The organism is Pseudomonas marginalis (assembly GCF_900105325.1).
GTDB classification, from domain to species: Bacteria; Pseudomonadota; Gammaproteobacteria; order Pseudomonadales; family Pseudomonadaceae; genus Aquipseudomonas; species Aquipseudomonas marginalis.
In genome coordinates, this window is record NZ_FNSU01000003.1 from 1,110,189 (window position 1) to 1,131,621 (window position 21,433).

The following is a 21,433-nucleotide window of genomic DNA, read 5'->3' on the forward strand; positions in this document are numbered from 1 at the left end:
CCCGAAGGTGGCTTTTTCAAAGGCAGGCCTGCGTGAATCAGTAAGCCTTGCCAGTCTTGTAGAAGTGCTCGTAGCAGAAGTTGGTGGCTTCGATGTAGCCTTCGGCGCCACCGCAGTCAAAACGACGACCCTTGAACTTGTAGGCGATCACACAACCGTCTTTGGCCTGCTTCAACAGGGCGTCGGTGATCTGGATCTCGCCACCCTTGCCTGGCTCGGTTTCTTCGATCAACTTGAAAATGTCCGGGGTCAGAATGTAACGACCGATGATCGCCAGGTTCGACGGTGCATCTTCAGGCGCCGGCTTCTCGACCATGTCGCGTACGCGGATCAGGCCATCACCAATGTCGTCACCGGCAATCACGCCGTACTTGTTGGTCTCTTGAGGATCGACCTCTTGAACCGCAACGATGGTGCAACGGTATTTCTGATACAGCTTGACCATCTGGGTCAGTACGCCGTCGCCTTCCAGGTTTACACACAGGTCATCCGCGAGTACTACGGCGAACGGCTCGTCACCGATCAATGGGCGACCGGTCAGGATGGCGTGGCCGAGGCCTTTCATCTGAGTCTGGCGGGTGTAGGAGAAAGAGCACTCGTCCAGCAGCTTGCGGATACCGACCAGATATTTTTCCTTGTCGGTGCCCTTGATTTGGTTTTCCAACTCGTAGCTGATGTCGAAATGGTCTTCCAGTGCGCGTTTACCGCGACCGGTGACGATAGAGATTTCGTTCAGACCGGCATCCAATGCCTCTTCGACGCCGTACTGAATCAGTGGCTTGTTTACCACCGGCAGCATCTCTTTGGGCATGGCCTTGGTCGCTGGCAAGAAGCGAGTGCCGTAACCGGCTGCTGGGAACAAGCATTTCTTGATCATATAAGTCCTTACAAAGGGCTGTGCGTACGGAATTCGGCGCAGTCTAATCAGGCCGCAGTCACCTTACAATGGGTCCTGCTGGCGTTGCGATGTCATCTAGAGAAAAAATGTCGGCGTAAGTTCCGCTGATCTTACAAAGAGCGGCTCTGCCGGCACGCTAAAAAAAGCCGCCTGCTCATGCTTAAAGGGGCTGCAACCCTTTTAGCACGCTTTTCAGGCTGGAACACTGACCTGGAATAACTTGCGCGGTCCTGGAACATTTGGCGCTATCATTGCACCCTTGAATCAGACCATGAGATTGTTAATAGATGTCAGAACCAAAAGGCGTGAACGGCTACCTGATCACCAAGCGAGCGGACGGCTGGCACCTGATCAACTTCCACGGAGACAGCGTCGCCGGTGTTTTCGAGACCGAAAGCATGGCAATCGCAGTCGCCGAAGTGTTTGTGGATGAAGCAGGCCACGCGTCGAGCAAAAGGCCGAAGGGCAAGTAAGCCTCCATGCCTATGCAAAAAGCCCCGACTTACGGGGCTTTTTTGGTTTTGCCTGTACCTAGATGGCAGTTCGCTATAATCTTCAAGAAACGCCCCACGACAGTGTCAGCGCCCCTCCCACACCCTCGACGACGAACACACATGAACAAATTTCTGGCACTGACTGCGGTACTGGCACTCGCCGGCTGCACCACCACATCCGATGTCTACCTCAAGAACGGCGAGCAAGGCCTGACCATCGACTGTTCAGGCGAAGCCAACTCCTGGGCCAGTTGCTACGAAAAAGCCGATGCCTCCTGCGCAGGCACCGGCTATCGCATCATCGGCACCGAGGGCACACCCGCGCTGAGCGAAGATGACAAGACTCTGGGCAAGGATGTGGGCAACTACAAAAGTCGCAGTGTGGTGGTGGTCTGCAAGTAACCCCGCGGGTTACAGGTGGATCTCGGCGAATTTGATCCCCAGTTCCCGAAGGATTTCGCTCAGTTCGTCAAGACTGGCAAAGGATTCGACTTCATCCTGATCATCCACCAGAAAAAAGCTGCGACCGCCACTTTTCTTGAAGAACACGATCCACTCGCCCAGGTCGGCGGGATTCTGGATGACATGGGTGGCCGAGATTTCACCCTCGGCATGGCGGGCCTTGACGTGTTCACGCTTCATATCGGCTTTCCCCAGCGGCCTCAACCGGAAATGCACTCTTCCCCGGCTTTTTTCACATCACCCGGGCGGATCGGCACGTTGGACATGCTCTCGTAGAGCTTGATGCTGCTACCGCTGGAGCGCTCTTCAATTTCGAAAATAGCCGAAGGATCGGCGGAAAATTTCTGCGGCACGATAACCTGCACACCGTCTTTATGCGGTTCAATCTGCGGCGGCCGACGAGTAGCCGACAGTTTCCTTACCACACACGCGGCATACTCCTGGGGTTTTTTCCCGGAAATGACGGCCAACGTCGGCGGGGTCTGCTTGATATCTGCAACCGAAGCACACCCACCTATCGCCAAGGCCAGAACCAACACACTCCACTTCATACAAAACCTCCAATAAAGACCCTACGACAGCGGAGATGGTAATTTTCTCCCGCCCACGTAGGATTTATCCCTGATAACTCGGTAAATAACTGTTTTAAATTGTCGACGCCGTTGAAGACGGGCCGATAATAAACGCGCTGGGGCTGATAAACTCTATCTTAACCTACGTATCATTCTGATTTTGCAGAAAAAGCCCTTCTGGAGACACCCTCATGAAATTTATCCACCAGCGCGAGCACCTCAACGAGGGAGACATTGTCGTCATCGAATGCTCGCAGACTTGCAATATTCGCCTGATGAGCGACGCGAATTTTCGCAGCTTCAAGAATGGCGGTCGCCACACATACCACGGCGGCGCCTTCGACAAGTTCCCCGCCAAGATCACCGCACCCAGCACCGGGTTCTGGAACATCACCCTGGACGTGGTGACGCGTCGCGCGATCAGCGTCACCCGCAAGCCGGCGCTGTCCCACAAGATTCGCATCGTACGTCGCACCAGCACCAAGCTGAGCTGACTCGAAGACGCCAGAGGAAATCACCGTGACTGCTACCACCAAATACGTGATCAAGTACAAGCTCAACGGCGAACGCCGCTTTGAGTTCGCCCAACTGACGAACAATAGCGTGGAAGAGGCCCTGCAAGCCCTGGCGAAAATCCACGATGCCAGCGATGTCATCAGCGACATCAACGTGAGCAAGGCGCTGTAAGGCAATGCCCGGCCCCACTGATGACCTGTTCGCCGATGACGCCCTGCAACAACCCGCAGCACGTGAGCAGATCGGCGAACAGTCCTACGTGTTAAGGGGCTATGCCCTGCCCTGGATTGAGCGCCTTCTGCCAGAACTGCGCCGTGTGCTGGCGCAATCGCCATTTCGGCAAATGGTTACGCCCGGTGGCTTTACCATGTCGGCGGCCTTGAGCAGTTGCGGCGCGCTGGGCTGGACCAGCGACGCCAGCGGCTACCGCTACACGCCCCTGGACCCTCGCACCCGGCAACCCTGGCCAGCGCTGCCGGACACCTTGCGCCAACTGGCCATAGAAGCCGCGGCAGACGCCGGGTTTGTCGACTTTGCCCCCGACGCCTGCCTGATCAACCGTTATGTTCCGGGCGCGAAAATGTCCTTGCACCAGGACAGGAATGAACGTCGCTACAGCGAGCCCGTCGTGTCGATATCCCTTGGACTGCCGGCAGTTTTCCTGTTCGGTGGCCACGCCCGCAGTGACAAGACCCGCAAGGTCTCGCTGTTCCATGGTGATGTGGTGGTCTGGGGCGGGGTCGATCGGCTGCGCTTTCATGGGGTGATGCCGATCAAGGAAGGCGTGCACCCGATCATGGGCCCGCAACGTATCAACCTCACTTTTCGCACCGCCGGCTGATTTGACCGCAAGCTTCGGAGTGCCAGGCCACTGCAGCACGGCTAATCTGGCCAGGATCCGTCAAGAGTGCCAACCATGACTACCGAACAAGATCCGCGCTGGGCTGCGATTCTTGCCCGCGATCCGAAAGCCGATGGGCTGTTCGTCTACGGCGTGAAAACCACCGGTGTGTATTGCCGCCCGAGCAGCGCCTCGCGATTGCCCCGCCCGGAAAATATCGAGTTTTTCGACACCCCGGCACAGGCCGAGGCCGCCGGTTATCGCGCCAGCAAACGCGCAGCCGGTGACCAGACACAACTGGCTGCGCAGCATGCGCAATTGGTGGCTGACGCGTGCCGGCAGATCGAACACGCCGACACCGCGCCCAGCCTCAGCACGCTGGCGAGCCGGGCCGGCCTGAGCCCGTTCCATTTCCACCGGGTGTTCAAAGGCGTGACCGGCTTGACCCCCAAGGGTTACGCCAGCGCCCATCGCTCACGCAAGGTCCGCGAGGGGCTCAAGGGCCCGCATTCGGTAACCGACGCGCTGTATGAAGCCGGTTTTAATTCCAACAGCCGCTTTTATGAGTCGGCCAACCAACGGCTCGGCATGACGCCCAGCGACTACAAGGCCGGCGGCACCAACAACGATATTCTGTTCGCCGTCGGGCAATGCTCGCTGGGTGCAATCCTGGTGGCGCAGAGCGCCCGTGGCGTGTGTGCGATTCTGCTCGGGGATGACCCGGACAAACTGGTGCGCGACCTGCAGGATCAATTCCCCAGGGCCAACCTGGTGGGGGCCGACCGCCGTTTCGAACAATTAATCGCGCAGGTGGTGGGCTTTATCGAGGCGCCGGCCCTGGGCCTGGACTTGCCACTGGACTTGCGTGGCACCGCGTTCCAGGAACGGGTGTGGCAGGCCCTGCGCGAGATTCCGGTGGGCAGCACGGCCAGCTATGGGCAGATCGCCCAACGCATCGGCGCGCCCAAGGCCTTTCGCGCGGTGGCCCAAGCCTGCGGGGCGAACAGCCTGGCGGTAGCGATCCCCTGTCATCGGGTGGTGCGCAGCAATGGCGATCTATCCGGCTATCGCTGGGGGGTTGAACGCAAGCGGCAGCTGCTGGAGCGGGAAAGAGACCACTGACGCGCACGAAAAGCGTCCCTCGTCCAGTGAATAAAACAGACTGGCCGGGTGCCAAGGGCCCTGTTAAAACAGCGACAAGCCTCACTGATACTGGAGACACGTCCCATGAGCACCTGGCCAGACACCCGTATTCTCGACTTGCTGGGCATCGACGTGCCCATCATCCAGGCACCGATGGCCGGTGCGACCAGCGCCGCCATGGTGATTGCCGCCAACCAGGCCGGTGCGCTGGGTTCGATCCCCGCGGCGATGCTGAGCATCGAGCAACTGCATGAAACCCTGGCCACCGTGCGCCATGCCAGTACCGGGCCTATCAACGTCAATTTCTTCTGCCATCAGCCGCCGGAGCCGGATGAGGAGTGCAATCGCCACTGGAAGGCCTTGCTGGAACCCTACTACCGCGAACTGGGCGCCGATTTCGATGCGCCGACTCCGGTCTCCAATCGCGCCCCGTTCAACGTCGCCAGTTGCGAAGTGGTGGAGCAACACCGCCCCGAGGTCGTGAGCTTTCATTTCGGCCTGCCGGAAAAAAGCCTGCTGGAACGTGTCAAGGCGACCGGGGCCAAGGTGCTGTCCTCGGCCACCACGGTCGAGGAAGCGATCTGGTTGGAGCGGCACGGTTGCGACGCGATTATCGCCATGGGGTATGAGGCCGGCGGGCATCGGGGAATGTTCCTGGCTTCGGACCTGAGCAGCCAGATCGGCACGCTGGCCCTGGTCCCGCAAGTGGTGGACGCAGTGAGCGTCCCGGTAATCGCCGCCGGCGGAATCGGCGATGCGCGCGGTATTGCTGCGGCCTTCGTCCTCGGAGCCTCGGCGGTGCAGATCGGCACCGCGTACCTGTTCACCCCGGAGGCGACGCTCAGCCGGGCCCACCATCTGGCCTTGCTGACGGCCCAGGCCAGTGGCACAGCGCTGACCAACCTGTTCACCGGACGCCCTGCCCGTGGCCTCTTGAATCGCCTGATGCGTGAGCTGGGCCCGGTGAACCCGGCGGCGCCGGCCTTTCCTCTGGCAGGCGGCGCGCTGATGCCATTAAAGGCCAGGGAGGAAGCCGGTTTTGGCTCTCAGTGGGCCGGGCAGGCCGTCGGGCTCAAGCACGCACTGTCGACGCGCGAACTGACCACGCTGCTCGCCGCGCAAGCCCTCAAGACGCTTACCCGCACGCCGGACTAGAGCGGTACAGGTTCCGCAGGTCGTAGCCCGCTCAGGCGGTTTTCGTGGGCCTGGGTCAGTACCATGAAGCGCTTTTGCCGCAGGGCGTGGATACCGTAGATGATGCGGGCGAAGTGCTCGTTACTGTTCTCGTAGGGCTGGCAGGTCATGATCAAGGCGAAGAAGCAATCGGACTGCCGATGGGTGGCCATGGCGTTGATCAACTTCAGCCCGATAGCAAACAGCGCCTGGCCGGTGCTCATGGAGAGTCGTTCGTAGCTGGCCCCCAGTACGTGGTGTATCTGCACTTCGCGATGGGCGGCCAGCGTCTGGTGCAGGTAGTCGAGTTGCGCCCTTGTACACAGGTCCGCACTGGCGCGATCCCCCGTGACATAGCGTTCGATTTCGCTGCGCAGCAAACTGCGCCAGTCGTCGTCTTCCTGGCCGGCCCGCAGTGCGATCCAGTCGACGCAATCGACCAGGGCGTTCTCCGCCGTGGCAATCGGGCTGGCGAGGCCCGATTGCAACTGGTCCAGGTGAGCCAATGCTCCGCGCACCAACTCCGCCTCTTCTGCGATAACGCTGTCCATCAGCTCCACATACTCTTCCAGCGACTCGTGGCGCCAGCTCCGGAAAGCCCCCAGCAGTTGCGCCCTGAGGTTGCCAACCACAGGCACCCCAACGGTACGGCGCAACATATCCTCGGATTCATCGATCAAGCCCCGCAGGTTACTGACCTGCAGCAACAGGCCGGCGTGATCGAACGGCTGCGGCGTATTTTGCAACGCCGTCGTCAGCTGCGACGCGCCCCCTGGCAGCTCCCGGGAAAGCACATCCCATAACCTGGGCAGTTGGCGTTGGATGGCGGTGATAAATCGCTGCGGACACGCGAGGACCGAATAGCTGCCGGTATTGAAGAAACGCCCCCAACTCACTCCCAGCCGGAACACCGTGTTGAGCTCATGGCTGGCCTCGATGACGTTGGCGTAGAGCTTGTAGACCACCAATTTGCCGCTCGACGCCGGTGCTTGCTGCACGCGCTGCTCCCAACCGGCGATGGAATCAAAATAGGCCAGTTGCTGCGCCGAAGGGTCCAGGCGCCCCAACCCCGTGTCCAGCACCGCCGCATCACTTTCATTGCGAACCGACAGGGCGAAATGGCACTGGGGACGCGGGTCGTCCGGTTCGGCGAACAGCAAGACGCCGATAGCCTGTACGCCCCAGGACTGGCTTGACAGGTAGTCCGCACAGCGCTTGGACTCAACGAAGCCGCCTGTACTCGAAGCCTCGGAGTCGCCCGCCAATTCGGCCAGCTTATTGGCGTCGCGATAAAGCTTTTCCAGACGACCGCGCATGCCCAGCAGGTCCGCTGATGTGGGCAGGAATAACGTGGAGGCGCTCGCCTGTTCCAGGGAAACAGGGGGGGCCGGGCGCTCACGGGATCTCAAGGCCGGCAACAGCAACTTCCCGGTCTGGGCCGACCGTTTCAACAGCGTGCGCAGTTGCCCCCTGGCCAGGGTAACGTCGGCGACCAGCTCCACCACGCCCAGCAAGACGCCCAACTTGCACTCATACACATAGGCGGCGTAATCCTCGGGTCGGTCCATGCTGCGGGCCAGTTGGTAGGAGAAGCTTGCGTCCGCGACATTGGCGATCAGGCCGACACCGCCGGACAACAGCAAAGCCCCGACGCCCGAAGCGGGACCGACCGCCGCTATCACCAGGCTGGACACCGCGCGGGTAGCGACCTTGAACAGGCCCCATTTCGCCAGGCGCCGCTCTTCATCGGAGGAAAATACCGCGTAATTCATCATGTGCTTGAGTTCGCCGATACCGATCTCATACAGCGCATCGTTGATGTTCGTCACCTCCCGGAAAGCCACCGGCTGCGGTGGCACGCGGCGGTAGTGATAGCCGTAGCGCTTTTTCTGCGGATAGAAATCCGAGCGCTCCACACTGAGTTTTTCCGGAAATGGCAGGTGGTGCGTGATAAACCGCATCAAGTCGTCACTGGGGTGCCCCGCCACGCCGCTGGGCTGCCACACCGCCCAAGTGAGCTCTGCCATGTTCAGTGAGATGAGGAGCGCCTTCTGTGAACTGAGCTTGAGCACCAACGCATTGGGCACCACTTTTTCCCGGAACAGCAGCAGGCGCGGCTTGACTTCCCCTTTCAGAAAACGATGGGCGAGTTCACGCAGGGACACATCCTGCTCAGCATCATCGACCAGGAACTGTGCCGCGCGGACCTTGGCCAAGGCCTCGCAGGTTTCGCCAAACAGTTGTTTGTAGTCGGTGTTGCGCGCCAGTTCGTCGATATCGGCGACAAAGGTTTCATACAGGATGTCGCGCAAGCGGCCCAGGGTGCGCACTTCCACGCTCGACAGCGGCTCCCCGCTGACATGGATGTTGGCGATGGTTTCCTGGAAATACGCCGTGCGCTGCGGCTCGCCCGTCAGCACCTGCAAGAAAGAAAAATGCTTGTAGCGCGGTGGCGCATAGGCGGTCATGCCCGCCGAATAGACCGGGTAGCCCACCTGGTATTTATAGCGAAACCGTTTTTCGTCCCTGAACCGATCCTGCGTCCGTTGCGGCAGCCCGGACTTGTTCAGGCAGCGCTCGATAAGGTTCTGGATATAGTCCTTGGAGAGTTCGGCGTTCCACACACTGCTCAGCAGGTTGTCCCATTTTTGCCAGGCCTTGGGGGGCGTAACCGGCTGTATCGACGTCGGCACGCCCTCCAGCCACTGCGCCAGGTCCCCAGGCAATATCTGTATCGAAAAAGACGCCTGGGAGGCGTCGCTGCGCACGAACCAGACATTCTGCTGGTCACTTTGTGCGCGGATCACGCCCTCTTCATCCATCACCCCGCAGTTCACCCAAGGACAACGGTGATTCAAATAGACCGCAAGATAATATTGCCAGCGTCCTGACGCTCGATATTCCTGGGCGACGGTGATCGAGTATTCCAGCGCTGGCGCACCGCCTGGAAGATTGCCAAGGGTCACCTTGAGCAATTGATTGGGCTCTATGTGAGTGTCTGGCAGCTGCACGTCCTTGAGTGTCCACCGCGCAAGGATACTCAAGATCGCAACCCCCACCGGCTCTTCGAAGGGTTTGAGCCACAGCCGGTTCTGGCTCGTATCGGCTGAATACTCGAAGCGGCTGCCCGACTGCACACCCATGCGCATGCCCGGCCACTCCAGGCTGATCGCCTTGGGCCATTGGTTGGCCCCCCGGGATGTGGGAGGCAGGTCGAACCAGATTTCCGCCATCATTTCGGCGTGGGTGTTCCACACCGATAGCACCACCACCTCGGTCTTGAGTACCGCCTGGTAAGGCATCATCAACTCATGCTGCACCCAAAAGCCCGCGTGGATCTGCCCACCGACGCGGATGCGACCGAGGAAAAATCGCGTGAAATTCAGCTCCCGTGCCACCTCACCGTAGAAATACGGCATCAGGACTTTGGTTTGTACGCTGTCGGTGTTTTGCTGCTTGCCGGCATATGCCTGCCAGGGAAACCGATCGTTGAGGATGTGCCACAGCGGCAACGACTCGTTCTCGACAATGATCGGCTGTCGCTGGCTGTCATCGGTATCGAATACCGAGAATTCGACGGGGATCAGGGCGTCCGCCCGGATCAGTGCCTTGGCCTGAGGTTCCAGCGTGGATTGAGCCAATACCCGCTCTATCCATGCTTGCGTGTAAGCCTCGCTGCTCTCGGTGTTTGTCGCGCCCACGTCGATGTAAGCGTATTCCTTGCCCATGATGCGCTTCCGTTTCAGATCAACACGCCGCTCACTATCGCGTTGCGACCAGCGCCTGGCTGTCAGCCATGGGGGTGTCGACGGGAGGAAATCTCGACCGCACGCCGACATCGATTCCAAGGATGGATTTCCCTTGCCATTTTTACGCTATATACCTATACATACAGCGCCTGGCAGCGCCCGTCCCTTATAATCGGCACCAGGTTCTGCACCTTCTCAAACGGAGCCGTTCATGACTTTCAATACCCCTCGCTTTGTACCCACGTGCCTGGCGGCATTGGTTGCGTTGCTCGCGACCGCAGCGGCCCACGCCGATGAAGTCCAGGTGGCCGTAGCGGCCAACTTCACCGCACCGATCCAGGCGATTGCCGCCGACTTCGAAAAAGACACCGGCCACAAACTGGTCGCAGCCTACGGCGCCACCGGGCAGTTCTACACGCAGATCAAGAACGGCGCGCCGTTCGAAGTGTTCCTGAGTGCCGACGACACCACCCCGCAAAAGCTCGAAAGCGAAGGCGACACGGTCAAGGGCTCGCGCTTCACCTACGCCGTGGGCACCCTGGCGCTGTGGTCGGCCAAGGAAGGTTATGTAGACGCCAAGGGCGAGGTGTTGAAGAGGAATGAATTCAAGCACCTGTCCATCGCCAACCCGAAAGCCGCGCCTTACGGCCTCGCCGCCACCCAGGTATTGGCCAAGGTAGGGTTGACCGAGCAGGTCAAGGACAAGCTCGTCGAAGGCCAGAACATCACCCAGGCCTTTCAGTTCGTTTCCACCGGCAACGCCGAGTTGGGTTTTGTGGCCTTGTCGCAGATCTATAAAGACGGCAAAGTCACCAGCGGCTCGGCCTGGATCGTCCCGGCCGCCCTGCACGACCCGATCAAACAGGACGCGGTGATCCTCAACAAGGGCAAGGACAGCGCTGCAGCCAAGGCACTGGTCGACTACCTCAAAGGGCCGAAAGCCGCCGCCGTCATCCAGTCCTACGGTTATGAACTGAGCAAGTAAATGCCCCTGTCGAGTGCCGATTTTTCCGCAATCTGGTTGACCCTCAAACTGGCGTCACTGACCACCGTGATCCTGCTGGTCATCGGCACTCCGATTGCCCTGTGGCTGTCGCGCACCCGTTCATGGTGGCGCGGTCCCATTGGCGCGGTGGTGGCCTTGCCATTGGTGCTGCCACCCACCGTCATCGGTTTCTACCTGCTGTTGACCATGGGCCCCCACGGCTACTTCGGCCAGTTCACCCAATGGCTGGGCCTGGGCACCCTCACCTTCAGCTTCGCCGGGTTGGTGATCGGTTCGGTGATCTATTCCATGCCGTTCGTGGTGCAGCCGTTGCAGAACGCCTTTTCCGCCATCGGCACACGCCCATTGGAGGTGGCCGCGACCCTGCGCGCCAATCCGTGGGATACCTTCTTCACGGTGATCCTGCCCCTGGCGCGCCCGGGGTTTATCACCGCGTCCATCCTGGGTTTTGCCCATACCGTCGGAGAATTCGGCGTAGTGCTGATGATCGGCGGCAATATCCCCGACAAGACCCGCGTGGTCTCGGTGCAGATCTACGATCATGTCGAAGCCATGGAGTATGCCCAGGCCCATTGGCTGGCCGGCGCCATGGTGGTGTTCGCGTTCCTCGTGTTGCTGGCGCTCTACTCCAGCCGTAAAACCAGGATGGGCTGGAGTTGATGCCGATGATCAATGTGCGCCTGAACTTGAAGTACACAGGCTTTGCCCTGGACGTGGACCTGCATGTGCCCGGCCGAGGGGTGACTGCGCTGTACGGGCATTCCGGCTCCGGCAAGACCACCTGCCTGCGCTGCATTGCCGGGCTGGAGCGGGCCGAAGATGGGTTTATCCAGATCAACGATGAAGTCTGGCAAGACAGCCGCAACGGCCTGTTCGTGCCCCCGCACAAGCGCGCGCTCGGCTACGTGTTCCAGGAGCCCAGCCTGTTCCCCCATCTATCGGTGCGGGCCAACCTGAAGTTCGGCCTCAAGCGCATCCCGCGCTCGCAACGCCGGGTGGATATGCTCCAGGCCACGGAGTTGCTGGGGATCGGCCATCTGCTGGAGCGTCACCCCCAACACTTGTCCGGCGGTGAACGTCAGCGCATCGGTATCGCCCGGGCCCTGCTCACCAGCCCAAGACTCCTGTTGATGGATGAACCCCTGGCCGCCCTCGACAGCAAGCGTAAAAGCGAAATCCTGCCCTACCTGGAACGCCTGCACGACGAACTGGACATCCCCGTGCTATACGTCAGCCATGCTCAGGATGAGGTGGCGCGCCTGGCCGATCACATCGTGTTGCTCAGCGACGGCAAGGCCCTGGCCAGTGGTCCCATCGGCGACACCCTGGCGCGGCTCGACCTGCCCCTGGCGTTGGGGGACGACGCGGGCGTGGTGATCAACGGCAGCGTCAGCGCCTACGACGATCACTACCATCTGCTCACGCTGCAACTGCCCGACAGTGCCCAGCACCTGCGCGTGGCCCATGCACCGCTGGCGTTGGGCAAGGCATTGCGGGTCAAGGTACAGGCGCGCGACGTCAGCCTCAGCCTGCACGCCGGAGAGCACAGCAGCATCCTCAACCGCCTGCCGGTGACGGTTACCCAGGAGATCGCGGCGGATAACAGCGCCCATGTGCTGGTGCGCCTGGACGCGGATGGCACGCCGTTGCTGGCGCGGATCACGCGGTTCTCCCGCGACCAGTTGCAATTGCACCCCGGCCAGGCGCTGTGGGCGCAGATCAAGGCGGTGGCCGTGCTGGCATAAGAAACCTTTTGGCACGACCGCACACGGCTGCGGTCAATCAGGAATACCGGCCTGATCCGTTGCCAAGGAACCCGCACCATGCCCGACTCCGCGCTGCCCGCCGACCTGCCCCGCGACCTGCATTACGTTGACGACACCCAGCCCGGCATCCGCCGCAAGCGAGTGCGCGGCAAGTTCCAGTACTTCGACGCCAAGGGCGAGCGCATCCGGGATGCCGATGAGATCAAGCGCCTGAACGCCCTCGCCGTCCCTCCGGCGTATACCGATGTGTGGATCTGCGCCGACCCGCGCGGGCACCTGCAAGCCACCGGCCGCGATGCCCGTGGACGCAAGCAATACCGCTATCACGCGCGCTGGCGTGAGGTGCGTGACAGCGACAAGTACGCGCGGCTGCAGGAGTTCGGCAACGCCCTGCCGAAACTGCGCAAACAGCTCGAATCGCAAATCGCCGAACCCGGCTTCACGCGCGAAAAAGTCCTGGCCACGGTGGTGATGCTGCTGGACGCCACGCTGATCCGTGTCGGCAATACCCAATATGCGCGAGACAACAAATCCTACGGGCTGACCACCCTGCGCAACCGCCATGTGGATGTCAAAGGCAGCGAGATCCAGTTCCAGTTTCGCGGCAAGAGTGGCGTGGAGCACCAGGTCAGCGTCAAGGACCGGCGCCTGGCCACGGTGGTCAAGCGCTGCCTGGAGTTACCGGGGCAGAACCTGTTCCAGTATCTGGACGAAGACGGCGAGCGGCACACCGTCAGCTCCCATGACGTCAACGCCTACCTGCACGATCTTACCGGTGCCGACTTCACTGCCAAGGATTACCGCACCTGGGCCGGCACCGCCATGGCGCTGGCGGTGCTGCGGGAGTTGGAATGGCAACCGGAATCCGACGCCAAGCGACATGTGGTGGCGATGGTCAAGGATGTTGCCAGGCAACTGGGCAATACGCCTGCGGTGTGCCGCAAGTGTTATATCCACCCGGCCGTGCTGGAGCATTTCAGCCTGGGCGAATTGTCCAGATTGCCCAAGCCACGGGGGCGCAAAGGCCTGAAGGCCGAGGAAGTCGCCTTGGCGATGTTCCTTGAACAACTGGCCGCCGACTTGCCCGGCAATGCCAAGGCGGGTTAGGCTCTTGGCCCCCCTCTGACTTCCGGGACGACCGCCGACGTGAATCACTAAGCCTTCCAGAATGTACCCGCAACGAGCCGCCTGGCGCGCTTGTTGGCCTGTCCGACATTTTTTGGAGGTGCTGATGACTGACGTCAACCGGCTGCCCGTATTGGTTTCCCTGCAACACCTGTGCTTCCAGTTCGCCAATGGCGAGACCTTGCTGGACGACCTGAGCCTGTCCATCGACCACACGCCCACCGGGATTGTGGGACGTAATGGACGGGGCAAAAGTATCCTCGCCCAATTGATCGCCGGCGTGTTGTCCCCCTCCTCCGGTTCGCTCAAGCGCTCGGCCAGCGTGGCCTATGTCCCCCAGGACATGGCGGTTGCAGCGGGAGACACCCTCTCTGACCTGACGGGCACCACGCCCGTGCTGGCGGCACTGGCACGCATGGCGGCAGGGACGGCGCAGGTCGATGACCTTGAGTTGATCGACAATCGCTGGGACCTTGCCGAACGCTTGCGCGCCGCACTCGATACGGCAGGCCTTGCGCAGCTGGGTGTCGATACGCCGGCCGATCAACTCAGTGGAGGACAACTGGCGCGGCTCAGGCTGATCGGCGCCGTGCTGGCCGCACCGCAACTGCTGGTGCTCGATGAGCCCACCAACCACCTCGACAGCGCCGGCCGCCGGTGGCTGCTGCACCTGTTGCAGGAATGGCGTGGCGGCCTGGTGGTGGTGAGCCACGACCGAAAAATACTCAACACCCTCGGGCGCATCATTGAACTGTCCCCACTCGGCCCTCACGTCTACGGCGGCAACTATGATGCCTATCGCCTGCAGCGCGACACCGAACAACACGCCGCCGTCGCGGCGCTGGAGCACGCACGCCTTGAACGCAACCGCGAACGCCGGCGCGTGCAGAAAGACCATGACAGCCTGCAACGCCAGGCGGCGCGCTCCCGCAAGCACGCAGAGACAGCCAATGTGGACCGGTTTACCAAGGCGCGCTGGAAAAGCGCCGCCACCGAAGTCGTCGCCACGGTGCGCAGTGCCCATCACGCCTACAAACACGCGCTGGATGAACAGGTGCGCCAAGCCTACGAGCGCGTGGTGGATGAAACGCCGACCCTGTTGGCCTTGCCGGGGTCGGTCGTGCCCAATGGCCGACAGGTCGTGGCCTTGACGGAGGTCCGGTTGCCCTGGCTGGAGCATCCCGCCCTCACACTCAACCTCACAGGGCCGGTGCGCGTGGCTGTGCAAGGACCGAATGGTTGCGGCAAATCCACCCTGCTCAAGGTACTGGCCGGCCACTGCCAGCCCGCCAGCGGTGAGTGCTCGGTGCCGGTGCCCTGCGCGTATATCGACCAGCACCAGGCGCTGCTGGATGACCGACGCTCCCTCGTCGAACAGCTCAACCTGCTCGACACACCGCTGCCCGAAGCCGAACTGCGTACGCGCCTGGCCTTGCTGCAACTGGATGCCCGGCGGGTCACCCAACCGACCGTGCACCTCAGCGGCGGCGAGCGGTTGAAAGCCGCGATGGCGATTGCCCTGTGGGGTGAAACACCCGCGCAACTGCTGTTGCTTGATGAGCCCACCAACCACCTGGACCTGGAATCGGTGATCGCCTTTGAACAGGCGCTGCAGGGCTTCAGCGGGGCAATGATGGTTGTATCCCATGATGAGGCGTTCATCCAGGCGCTCGGGCCAACCCACCGCTTGCTCTGGCAACCTGAGGGTTGGCGCCTGGAGTGTGTCTGAGGTCATTGCGCGCGCAATCAAAGCGTCCTAGGGTAGTGGCCGGATAATCTCACCGAGGAACCCGGCCCTATGCTGCCTTCGCCCAAAAAGCCTTATGCCAATGCCGCACTGGCCCATCAAAAGCGCTGGCGCGGCCGCGTCGGCCTGATGCTGGTGGCCAGCCTTTCGGTATTGGCGGGCATGACTGACGCCATCGGCTTCATGGCCAGCGGCGACTTTGTTTCGTTCATGAGCGGCAACACCACGCGCCTGGCCGTGGCCATCAGTGTGGGGGATCTCGGCTTGACCGCACGCCTGCTGTTGCTGGTCGCCACATTTGTCGCCGGTAACGCCTTGGGCGTAGTGGTCGGCCGTCTCAGCCGGCGCCATGCCCTGCCCCTATTGCTGTGTATCGCCACCTTGCTCTGCGGCGCAGCCTTGCTGCCCTTCGCCGACACCTTGCCGGCGCTGCTGGCGGCGATCATTGCGATGGGCATGCTCAACGCAGCTGTGGAAGAGGTCAACGGCTTGCCGGTGGGGCTGACCTACGTGACCGGGGCACTGTCACGCTTTGGGCGCGGGCTGGGACGCTGGATGCTGGGGGAACGCCGCAACGGCTGGCGGGTGCAACTGATTCCGTGGGCGGGGATGTTTGTCGGCGCGGTGATTGGCGCGCTGCTGGAGCAGCACATGGGGCTGAGGGCGCTGGTGGTCAGCGGTGTATTGGCGGGCGTGTTGGGGCTGGTGTCGCTGAAGATTCCCCGGCGCTGGCATTTGGGTTTTATGCCGCGATAAAGACTAAAGGTGCCCGCCCGACGGTAAGGCCTCGACGTCCATGTACTGGTAAAGAGCCATTATGTCGGGCGGGCGGATTGAATCATAAGCGAATGTCCGGCGGCTGTCCCGCCGGGCGTTTCCTGAAATGACTAAGGCAACGTATTACAGACAGGTCGCGAGTGCCGCCAAGCGACGCTTGGCCGGCATCGTGTCTTCAACGGCGTAGTACTTGACGGACGAACCGGCACCGGCGCTTTGCACGTCGACGAAGTAATCGCCACCGGTGGTGTAGACGGTGAAACCACCGGCCCCGTTCGGCTCTTTGAAGCCACCGGCGTCGACGCCAAACACGCTTTCATCCTGCCAGCCAAACTGGATGCACTCGGCAACCACCAGCGTGGCCTTGTCCGATGCCATGGCCTTGTAGGGAGCCCCCAGGCGCGCCTCGTTCATCTTCGAGCCCGCGCAACCGGCCAGTGCCGTCAATACCAATGCGCCCATTACCACCTTGTGCATGCCATTGCCTCGTTGGAAAAAACGCGACTGTACCATTGCCGCAAGGCTGACTGACGCCCCCATGAATTTTGTTTCACTGTGGAGGGAGAATATGCCGCCTATAGTGGCCTGGCTCATTTTTAGAAGTGTCCTTCTGCCCGCCCTCCCGCGGGCTTTTTTTCGCCTGCGCTTCAGAGCCACCCGCGAAACAGGTAGAACAACCCCATGCTCAGCAGCACGGTCATCAATACGTTACGCGTCCAGAACATCAGCGCCACGGCGCAGATACCGGCCAGCAAATACGGATTGGCCGGGCTCAGGTTGAGCTGGTGATCAGCCAGGAAAATAATCGGCCCGCAGATCGCCGTGAGCATGCCCGGCACCGCAAACCCGAGAAACTCCCGTGCCCCACGGTTGAGGCGCACCGGCAGGCGCGGCTCGATAAACAGATAACGGTTGAAAAAAACCACCAGGCCCATGGCCACAATCATCAGGTAAATCATCGCTGCCCAACCCCCAGGCGTTTACAGAAAAACCCTGCGCTCATGCCGAGCACACCCGACACCACCACGGCCGACTCCCAGTGCAGGAAGCTCAACCATACGGAAAACAACAACGACACCGCCACGCAGACCACCGTCGGCACGTCGCGCACCACCGGGGTGATCAGCGCGATAAAGGTGGCGGCGATGGAGAACTCCAGGCCCAACTGATCAAGGCCTGGGATGCTTTTGCCAAGCACGATGCCGGCCAGGGTGAACAGGTTCCAGGCGATGTAAAACGTCAGGCCAACACCCAGGGCGTACCAGCGATTGAAGGTTTCACGGTCATAGTGGTTGACCAGAGCAAAGAACTCATCGGTCAGCAGAAAGCCCAGGCTCATGCGCCAGCGGGTCTTGAGCGGCGAAAGAATCGGGCGCAGGTGCATGCCATACAGCAGGTGCTGGGAGGTCAGCAGCAAGGTGGTCAACACGATGGAAATCAGGCTGGCACCGCTCTTGACCATGCCAATGGCGACCAACTGCGCAGCGCCGGCAAACACAATGGCGGACAAGCCCTGGGCTTGCAGTGGCGTGAATTGCGCATCGATGGCCATGGAACCGGCCAGCAGCCCCCAGGGTGCACAGGCCAGGGACAGGGGAATGACGGCGATTGCACCACGAGCGAAGGCGTAATGAGGTAAGGCAGCAGGCATGGAAACGGCTCATCGACAGACAGTCCACAAGCATGCCAGCGCAAGATGGAGCTTGTCTTGAACGATCTTGCTCAGGCGAGCCTGACCGACACCTGCTCCACCGAATCCCGCGCTTCACGCAGTTCGTGAGCGTCCTGGTTGAGCCGGTGAATGGTGTTGAGCAAGCGCTGGCGCAGCACTTCATCGCCGAGTTTTTCAACGGCACGCATCAGGTCGAATGCCGCGGTTTCGTTATTTTCCGCGACGGAATCCAGGGTTTTGCGCAGGTTGCGAGTGGCACGGGTCACGCGGGTCTTCCTTCATCAGCAATGGGGAGGCACTTTAGGACATTCGTGTTTCATTTTAATTTCAATCACTTGTGGCAGTTTTCCCGAGGTTTGATCCATATCAATTGAAACAGGATTTGACCGAAACATATGGACATACGTATATTCGAATTTCCATATGTATATAGGCAATGGTCATGTCGGATCCCCTTACACCGCCCACCCTGTTCAAATGCCTGGCCGACGCCACTCGGGCGCGCCTGACGCTATTGATTCAGCGTGAAGGCGAACTTTGCGTCTGCGAACTGATCCATGCCTTGGACGACAGCCAGCCAAAAATCTCCCGCCACCTGGCGCAACTGCGCAGTTGCGGTGTGCTGCTGGATCGTCGCCAGGGCCAATGGATCTACTACCGCGTCAACCCGGCACTGCCCGATTGGGTGAACCAGGTGCTGGACATCACCCTGCAAGCCAACCAGCCATGGTTGCACAGCGACGCACAGCGTCTGGATGCAATGGGCGACAGACCACAACGAGCCAGCACCTGCTGCTGAGCCACCGGAGCGTTAATTCATGCTTGTCGCAGTCGCCATTTTTATTTTCACCATCGTCTTGGTCATCTGGCAGCCCAAGGGGCTCGGAGTGGGCTGGAGCGCCACGATGGGCGCGATCCTGGCCCTGGCCTGTGGCGTGATCAGCCTGGCGGATATCCCGGCGGTCTGGCACATCATCTGGAATGCCACCGGGACGTTTGTCGCACTGATCATCATCAGCCTGCTGCTGGACGAAGCCGGGTTCTTTGCCTGGACGGCACTGCATGTGGCGCGCTGGGGGCGCGGGCGTGGCCGGCGCTTGTTTGCCTATATGGTGCTGCTCGGCGCCCTGGTGTCGGCGCTGTTTGCCAACGACGGCGCGGCGCTGATCCTCACCCCCATCGTGATGTCGATGCTGCTGGCACTGCGCTTTTCCCCGGCGGCGACCCTGGCGTTTGTGATGGGCGCGGGATTTATCGCCGACACAGCGAGCCTGCCTCTGGTGGTGTCGAACCTGGTGAATATCGTCTCGGCGGACTACTTCAAGATCGGCTTCAACGCCTATGCCGCGGTCATGGTGCCGGTCAACGTCGTCAGCGTCGCCGCCACCCTGGCGGTGCTGCTGTGGTTCTTCCGCCGCGATATTCCCCAGGCCTACGACCCCGCCGACCTGGCAGACCCCGCCAGCGCGATCCACGACCGCGCCACCTTCCGCGCCGGCTGGTGGGTGCTGGGCATCCTGTTGATCGGCTGCTTTGCCCTGGAACCCCTGGGCATTCCCATCAGCGCGATTTCCGCGGTGTGCGCCGTACTCCTGCTGGTGATCGCCGCCAAGGGCCACAAGATCTCCACGCGCAAGGTGCTGAAGGAAGCCCCGTGGCAGATCGTGGTCTTTTCCCTGGGGATGTACCTGGTGGTCTACGGCTTGCGTAACGCCGGCCTCACCACCTACCTGGCGACCTGGCTCGATACCTTTGCCACTTACGGCGTGTGGGGTGCGGCCATGGGCACTGGCGTGCTGACGGCCTTGTTGTCCTCGGCGATGAACAACCTGCCGACGGTATTGATCGGCGCGCTGTCCATCGAGTCCAGCCATGCCGTGGGCGTGGTCAAGGACGCGATGATCTACGCCAACGTGATCGGCAGCGACCTGGGCCCGAAAATCACCCCCATCGGCAGCCTGGCCACCCTGTTGTGGCTGCATATCCTGGCGCGCAAAGGCATCACCATCACCTGGGGCTACTACTTCAAGGTCGGGATTGTGCTGACCTTGCCGGTGCTGCTGATCACCCTCGCCGCCCTCGCGTTGCGCCTGAGCATCTAACGGAGAAACCGCAATGAAAGTCCTGTTCATGTGCACCGCCAACAGCTGTCGCAGCATCTTGTCCGAAGCGATGTTCAACCACCTGGCCCCGCAGGGTTTTGCCGCGGTCAGCTCCGGCAGTTTCCCTAAGGGCCAGGTCCTGCCGCGCAGCCTGAGCACCTTGCAGGCGGCGGGTATCCGCACCGAAGGCTTGTACAGCAAGGGCAATGACGCATTTGAAGACAGCCCGCCGGATGTGGTCATCACCGTCTGCGACAAGGCGGCGGGCGAAGCCTGCCCGGTGTATTTCGGGCCGGCGGTGAAGGCGCATTGGGGCTTGGCAGATCCCTCGGAGGTTCAAGGTGACCAGGCCAGCATCCAGGCGGCATTCGATGCCACGCTGGAGACCATCGCCAGCCGTTGCCGGGCGTTTTTCGCCCTGCCCTTTGCCCGCCTCAGCCCTGGCGAGCTCAAGGTCGAACTCGAGCGCATAGCGCTGCTGGAAATGGCCACCTCCTGACGGCTGGATGAATCCGCTGCGGCGATATGGATTCCCATCCCTCTGCCAGCGTATGCTCTCGCACTTTCCTGAAAGGACGCGGGCATGCTGACGATCTTTTTTTACGCACTGGTATTCGGCTTTGTGTTTTGCCTCTCCCCCGGTGCGGTGCTGGCGGAGACGTTGCGCCGTGGCTTGCTCCACGGTTTCACACCCGCCTTGCTGGTGCAGTTTGGCTCGCTGGTAGGCGATGCCGTGTGGGCAGTGATCGGCCTCACCGGCATCGCACTGCTGATCCAGCATGACGCCGTGCGCGTGCCGCTGACGATCATCTGCGCCCTGTACCTGGCGTGGCTGGGCGTACGCAGCCTGATCGACGCCTGGCACTTGCCCGAAGCCGATGATGCACCGGCCAGCACCCGACAAAATGCGCTGGCCGTGGGCGCGGCGATTTCCCTGGCCAACCCGAAAAACATCGTCTACTGGGGGGCGCTGGGCAGCGCGCTGTCAGGCATCGTCGGCGCTACGCCCAGCCATGGGCAGACGCTGATGTTTTTCGCCGGCTTCATGCTGGCTTCGGTGCTGTCATGCTTTCTGATCGCCGCACTGGTGAACCTGCTGCGCAAGAATGCATCGCCCATGTGGCAACGCATCAGTTATGGCGCCTGCGGTTTAGTGCTGATCTATCTGGCCGTTCTCGCCGCACAGGGCGTATGAAGTTATATATCGGGTAACTTTCGAGTGCCTCTTGTCTGAATGAACTCTGAACACCGGGCTATTTAATTAATCATGCGTTGACATTTTGTAACTGCCTGAGTAGATTGCCCCTGCCCGCAACTGGGGCCTTTTTTAACCCTCACAAAAGAAGCCAATGGACACAGTATCCAGTCGCTGTCCGAGCACCGCCCTGGC

The 21,433-nt window shown here is 61.2% G+C and carries 25 protein-coding genes; 17 read left to right on the forward strand and 8 right to left on the reverse strand.

What is annotated here, in order from left to right:
* Positions 1-37: 37 nt before the first annotated feature.
* Positions 38-877, reverse strand: coding sequence for a UTP--glucose-1-phosphate uridylyltransferase GalU (galU, locus tag BLW22_RS14140; RefSeq protein WP_003212579.1), 840 nt, complete (start codon positions 875-877; stop codon positions 38-40).
* 308 nt (positions 878-1,185) lie between these two features.
* Here galU and BLW22_RS14145 point away from each other — a divergent pair, with 308 nt between their 5' ends.
* Both BLW22_RS14145 and BLW22_RS14150 read left to right on the forward strand, forming a co-directional pair.
* On the forward strand, positions 1,186-1,371 hold the full coding sequence (locus BLW22_RS14145) for a hypothetical protein (protein WP_017528082.1): 186 nt from the start codon (positions 1,186-1,188) through the stop codon (positions 1,369-1,371).
* A 141-nt stretch (positions 1,372-1,512) separates the two neighbouring features.
* A complete protein-coding gene (locus BLW22_RS14150) occupies positions 1,513-1,794 on the forward strand; it encodes a hypothetical protein (protein ID WP_065927483.1) in 282 nt (93 codons plus the stop codon).
* A 9-nt stretch (positions 1,795-1,803) separates the two neighbouring features.
* Here the strand turns inward: BLW22_RS14150 and BLW22_RS14155 are convergent, their stop codons facing one another.
* On the reverse strand, positions 1,804-2,034 hold the full coding sequence (locus BLW22_RS14155; protein ID WP_027606591.1) for a hypothetical protein: 231 nt from the start codon (positions 2,032-2,034) through the stop codon (positions 1,804-1,806).
* Between the two features lie 20 nt (positions 2,035-2,054).
* Positions 2,055-2,405 (reverse strand): hypothetical protein, encoded by a 351-nt coding sequence (locus tag BLW22_RS14160; RefSeq protein WP_027606592.1) that lies wholly within the window; start codon positions 2,403-2,405, stop codon positions 2,055-2,057.
* 212 nt (positions 2,406-2,617) lie between these two features.
* Here BLW22_RS14160 and BLW22_RS14165 point away from each other — a divergent pair, with 212 nt between their 5' ends.
* From BLW22_RS14165 to BLW22_RS14180, 5 genes are all read left to right on the forward strand, one after another.
* Complete coding sequence (locus BLW22_RS14165) at positions 2,618-2,920, forward strand: DUF1883 domain-containing protein (protein WP_003173824.1); 303 nt, start codon at positions 2,618-2,620, stop codon at positions 2,918-2,920.
* A 25-nt stretch (positions 2,921-2,945) separates the two neighbouring features.
* On the forward strand, positions 2,946-3,113 hold the full coding sequence (locus tag BLW22_RS34995) for a hypothetical protein (RefSeq protein ID WP_162844264.1): 168 nt from the start codon (positions 2,946-2,948) through the stop codon (positions 3,111-3,113).
* A 4-nt stretch (positions 3,114-3,117) separates the two neighbouring features.
* Positions 3,118-3,783: a DNA oxidative demethylase AlkB gene (gene alkB / locus BLW22_RS14170; RefSeq protein WP_074846828.1), complete on the forward strand. Its 666-nt coding sequence runs from the start codon at positions 3,118-3,120 to the stop codon at positions 3,781-3,783.
* Between the two features lie 75 nt (positions 3,784-3,858).
* Positions 3,859-4,905 carry a bifunctional DNA-binding transcriptional regulator/O6-methylguanine-DNA methyltransferase Ada gene (gene ada, locus BLW22_RS14175; protein ID WP_065927481.1) on the forward strand — a complete coding sequence of 349 codons (1,047 nt, stop codon included), beginning with the start codon at positions 3,859-3,861 and terminating at the stop codon, positions 4,903-4,905.
* 105 nt (positions 4,906-5,010) lie between these two features.
* Positions 5,011-6,081: an NAD(P)H-dependent flavin oxidoreductase gene (locus BLW22_RS14180; RefSeq protein WP_065927480.1), complete on the forward strand. Its 1,071-nt coding sequence runs from the start codon at positions 5,011-5,013 to the stop codon at positions 6,079-6,081.
* On the opposite strand, the gene BLW22_RS14185 is transcribed toward BLW22_RS14180, so the two are convergent.
* Entirely contained in the window at positions 6,078-9,827 is a 3,750-nt protein-coding gene (locus tag BLW22_RS14185) for a hypothetical protein (protein WP_074846829.1), read from the reverse strand. The genes BLW22_RS14180 and BLW22_RS14185 overlap by 4 nt on opposite strands.
* A gap of 232 nt (positions 9,828-10,059) precedes the next feature.
* Between BLW22_RS14185 and modA the strand changes: the two genes are divergently transcribed.
* From modA to BLW22_RS14215, 6 genes are all read left to right on the forward strand, one after another.
* Positions 10,060-10,833: a molybdate ABC transporter substrate-binding protein gene (gene modA / locus BLW22_RS14190; RefSeq protein ID WP_065946962.1), complete on the forward strand. Its 774-nt coding sequence runs from the start codon at positions 10,060-10,062 to the stop codon at positions 10,831-10,833.
* Positions 10,834-11,514: a molybdate ABC transporter permease subunit gene (gene modB, locus BLW22_RS14195; protein WP_065927477.1), complete on the forward strand. Its 681-nt coding sequence runs from the start codon at positions 10,834-10,836 to the stop codon at positions 11,512-11,514.
* 5 nt (positions 11,515-11,519) lie between these two features.
* The gene (gene modC / locus BLW22_RS14200; protein WP_074848158.1) at positions 11,520-12,599 is read left to right on the forward strand and encodes a molybdenum ABC transporter ATP-binding protein; all 1,080 of its coding nucleotides are present in this window, start codon (positions 11,520-11,522) and stop codon (positions 12,597-12,599) included.
* 78 nt (positions 12,600-12,677) lie between these two features.
* Positions 12,678-13,727 (forward strand): DNA topoisomerase IB, encoded by a 1,050-nt coding sequence (locus BLW22_RS14205; RefSeq protein ID WP_074846830.1) that lies wholly within the window; start codon positions 12,678-12,680, stop codon positions 13,725-13,727.
* 124 nt (positions 13,728-13,851) lie between these two features.
* Entirely contained in the window at positions 13,852-15,474 is a 1,623-nt protein-coding gene (locus tag BLW22_RS14210) for an ABC-F family ATP-binding cassette domain-containing protein (RefSeq protein WP_074846831.1), read from the forward strand.
* 69 nt (positions 15,475-15,543) lie between these two features.
* Positions 15,544-16,248, forward strand: coding sequence for a YoaK family protein (locus tag BLW22_RS14215; protein WP_065946959.1), 705 nt, complete (start codon positions 15,544-15,546; stop codon positions 16,246-16,248).
* A 144-nt stretch (positions 16,249-16,392) separates the two neighbouring features.
* On the opposite strand, the gene BLW22_RS14220 is transcribed toward BLW22_RS14215, so the two are convergent.
* The 4 genes from BLW22_RS14220 to BLW22_RS14235 form a co-directional block, all read right to left on the reverse strand.
* Positions 16,393-16,746, reverse strand: coding sequence for a hypothetical protein (locus BLW22_RS14220; protein WP_027606604.1), 354 nt, complete (start codon positions 16,744-16,746; stop codon positions 16,393-16,395).
* A 170-nt stretch (positions 16,747-16,916) separates the two neighbouring features.
* Positions 16,917-17,228 (reverse strand): AzlD domain-containing protein, encoded by a 312-nt coding sequence (locus BLW22_RS14225; protein WP_065927473.1) that lies wholly within the window; start codon positions 17,226-17,228, stop codon positions 16,917-16,919.
* Positions 17,225-17,920, reverse strand: coding sequence for an AzlC family ABC transporter permease (locus tag BLW22_RS14230; protein ID WP_027606606.1), 696 nt, complete (start codon positions 17,918-17,920; stop codon positions 17,225-17,227). Before BLW22_RS14230 ends, BLW22_RS14225 begins: the two co-directional genes overlap by 4 nt.
* 71 nt (positions 17,921-17,991) lie before the next feature.
* The gene (locus BLW22_RS14235) at positions 17,992-18,207 is read right to left on the reverse strand and encodes a hypothetical protein (protein ID WP_025856028.1); all 216 of its coding nucleotides are present in this window, start codon (positions 18,205-18,207) and stop codon (positions 17,992-17,994) included.
* Between the two features lie 176 nt (positions 18,208-18,383).
* On the opposite strand from BLW22_RS14235, the gene BLW22_RS14240 reads away from it, so the two are divergent.
* From BLW22_RS14240 to BLW22_RS14255, 4 genes are all read left to right on the forward strand, one after another.
* Positions 18,384-18,740 (forward strand): metalloregulator ArsR/SmtB family transcription factor, encoded by a 357-nt coding sequence (locus BLW22_RS14240; RefSeq protein WP_065927472.1) that lies wholly within the window; start codon positions 18,384-18,386, stop codon positions 18,738-18,740.
* A 19-nt stretch (positions 18,741-18,759) separates the two neighbouring features.
* The gene (locus BLW22_RS14245; protein ID WP_074846832.1) at positions 18,760-20,043 is read left to right on the forward strand and encodes an arsenic transporter; all 1,284 of its coding nucleotides are present in this window, start codon (positions 18,760-18,762) and stop codon (positions 20,041-20,043) included.
* Between the two features lie 13 nt (positions 20,044-20,056).
* Positions 20,057-20,542 (forward strand): arsenate reductase ArsC, encoded by a 486-nt coding sequence (locus tag BLW22_RS14250; protein ID WP_065946958.1) that lies wholly within the window; start codon positions 20,057-20,059, stop codon positions 20,540-20,542.
* Between the two features lie 84 nt (positions 20,543-20,626).
* Positions 20,627-21,238: a LysE family transporter gene (locus tag BLW22_RS14255; RefSeq protein WP_027606610.1), complete on the forward strand. Its 612-nt coding sequence runs from the start codon at positions 20,627-20,629 to the stop codon at positions 21,236-21,238.
* The last annotated feature ends 195 nt before the right edge of the window (positions 21,239-21,433 follow it).

What these genes read in the sequence shown, in the direction of transcription:
- galU (WP_003212579.1), bottom strand. Translation starts at nt 877, where the DNA reads ATGATCAAGAAATGCTTGTTCCCAGCAGCCGGTTACGGCACTCGCTTC.
- BLW22_RS14145 (WP_017528082.1), top strand. Translation starts at nt 1,186, where the DNA reads ATGTCAGAACCAAAAGGCGTGAACGGCTACCTGATCACCAAGCGAGCG.
- BLW22_RS14150 (WP_065927483.1), top strand. Translation starts at nt 1,513, where the DNA reads ATGAACAAATTTCTGGCACTGACTGCGGTACTGGCACTCGCCGGCTGC.
- BLW22_RS14155 (WP_027606591.1), bottom strand. Translation starts at nt 2,034, where the DNA reads ATGAAGCGTGAACACGTCAAGGCCCGCCATGCCGAGGGTGAAATCTCG.
- BLW22_RS14160 (WP_027606592.1), bottom strand. Translation starts at nt 2,405, where the DNA reads ATGAAGTGGAGTGTGTTGGTTCTGGCCTTGGCGATAGGTGGGTGTGCT.
- BLW22_RS14165 (WP_003173824.1), top strand. Translation starts at nt 2,618, where the DNA reads ATGAAATTTATCCACCAGCGCGAGCACCTCAACGAGGGAGACATTGTC.
- alkB (WP_074846828.1), top strand. Translation starts at nt 3,118, where the DNA reads ATGCCCGGCCCCACTGATGACCTGTTCGCCGATGACGCCCTGCAACAA.
- ada (WP_065927481.1), top strand. Translation starts at nt 3,859, where the DNA reads ATGACTACCGAACAAGATCCGCGCTGGGCTGCGATTCTTGCCCGCGAT.
- BLW22_RS14180 (WP_065927480.1), top strand. Translation starts at nt 5,011, where the DNA reads ATGAGCACCTGGCCAGACACCCGTATTCTCGACTTGCTGGGCATCGAC.
- BLW22_RS14185 (WP_074846829.1), bottom strand. Translation starts at nt 9,827, where the DNA reads ATGGGCAAGGAATACGCTTACATCGACGTGGGCGCGACAAACACCGAG.
- modA (WP_065946962.1), top strand. Translation starts at nt 10,060, where the DNA reads ATGACTTTCAATACCCCTCGCTTTGTACCCACGTGCCTGGCGGCATTG.
- modB (WP_065927477.1), top strand. Translation starts at nt 10,834, where the DNA reads ATGCCCCTGTCGAGTGCCGATTTTTCCGCAATCTGGTTGACCCTCAAA.
- modC (WP_074848158.1), top strand. Translation starts at nt 11,520, where the DNA reads ATGATCAATGTGCGCCTGAACTTGAAGTACACAGGCTTTGCCCTGGAC.
- BLW22_RS14205 (WP_074846830.1), top strand. Translation starts at nt 12,678, where the DNA reads ATGCCCGACTCCGCGCTGCCCGCCGACCTGCCCCGCGACCTGCATTAC.
- BLW22_RS14210 (WP_074846831.1), top strand. Translation starts at nt 13,852, where the DNA reads ATGACTGACGTCAACCGGCTGCCCGTATTGGTTTCCCTGCAACACCTG.
- BLW22_RS14215 (WP_065946959.1), top strand. Translation starts at nt 15,544, where the DNA reads ATGCTGCCTTCGCCCAAAAAGCCTTATGCCAATGCCGCACTGGCCCAT.
- BLW22_RS14220 (WP_027606604.1), bottom strand. Translation starts at nt 16,746, where the DNA reads ATGCACAAGGTGGTAATGGGCGCATTGGTATTGACGGCACTGGCCGGT.
- BLW22_RS14225 (WP_065927473.1), bottom strand. Translation starts at nt 17,228, where the DNA reads ATGATTTACCTGATGATTGTGGCCATGGGCCTGGTGGTTTTTTTCAAC.
- BLW22_RS14230 (WP_027606606.1), bottom strand. Translation starts at nt 17,920, where the DNA reads ATGCCTGCTGCCTTACCTCATTACGCCTTCGCTCGTGGTGCAATCGCC.
- BLW22_RS14240 (WP_065927472.1), top strand. Translation starts at nt 18,384, where the DNA reads ATGTCGGATCCCCTTACACCGCCCACCCTGTTCAAATGCCTGGCCGAC.
- BLW22_RS14245 (WP_074846832.1), top strand. Translation starts at nt 18,760, where the DNA reads ATGCTTGTCGCAGTCGCCATTTTTATTTTCACCATCGTCTTGGTCATC.
- BLW22_RS14250 (WP_065946958.1), top strand. Translation starts at nt 20,057, where the DNA reads ATGAAAGTCCTGTTCATGTGCACCGCCAACAGCTGTCGCAGCATCTTG.
- BLW22_RS14255 (WP_027606610.1), top strand. Translation starts at nt 20,627, where the DNA reads ATGCTGACGATCTTTTTTTACGCACTGGTATTCGGCTTTGTGTTTTGC.